The 916-nt window shown below is 34.8% G+C and carries 1 protein-coding gene; it reads left to right on the forward strand.

The window, feature by feature from the left end; all coding sequences use genetic code 11:
* Positions 1 to 313 precede the first annotated feature (313 nt).
* Positions 314 to 916 (forward strand): hypothetical protein (locus GQR46_RS20130; protein ID WP_165742297.1); only part of this gene is annotated, 603 nt, incomplete at its 3' end.

The raw sequence follows: 916 nt of genomic DNA on the forward strand, positions 1-916 counted from the left end.
TAAACCACCTAGAAAATAGTTATTTACAAAAAAAACAATAAGGTAACATTAAAGTTCGAAATCACGATTAAGGATTATTATGAATTTATCAAAAAAATTACAGTTATTTTAGCGTTTTTTTTAATCACAATGAGTACATTTACCTATGCAACAATGACATGCCGTTGCACCTCAGGTAGCATGACGGTTGTTCATGGTGAGGGTGGTACAGTTAGCTATTCGTGCTCTGGTGGTGGTCAAGTTTCTTGTATGATACGATTGGAATAAGCATCATTTAGAAAGGCGTATGCCTTTCTCTTCTAAGGATAGTAAAATGAAATACATATTTTTAATTGCACTTGTTTTTGTCGCCATTCTTGGTATTGGTATTTTAAACACTGGGCAGCCTTCAGATCCTCCGCTAACCCACATACAACCAACTGATGAAGCCATTCTTAGTAATGAAAAAGCTAAGCCTCCAATTGAGCCAAACACCCTATTAAGTAAAGCCTCTGAACCATCTGTCAAACAGCACAAAGTTGTAGAGCAAAAAGTGGCAGCGATATCTAAATTGCCTATTTCAAGCCCTAACGCTTTCTCTGAAGAATTTGTTTCAACTGAGGGTGGAAAAGAATTTGTTTCAACAAAAGCATTGGACGACGTATTTAAAAATGATACTTCAATATTACTGCAGCGTATGTCTAATATTGAATACTCTGAAATAGCACAAATACGTAAAGATAAGCTAAACGATTTTATTCTAAATGAATTAAAAGACGTCACTATTTTACAGCAAGATCTAGAGTGTGCAGGGAAGGTTTGCGCACTAGAACTTACTTATACACAAAGTAGTAATCAAGCATCTATTGAGGCTCTTTCAAGTTTTTCTAAAAACTATTCTTTTCAGCAATTTACTGAAACCGAAAGTGGTGATAAA

Source organism: Pseudoalteromonas sp. Z1A6, from assembly GCF_011378745.1.
GTDB classification, from domain to species: Bacteria; Pseudomonadota; Gammaproteobacteria; order Enterobacterales; family Alteromonadaceae; genus Pseudoalteromonas; species Pseudoalteromonas arctica.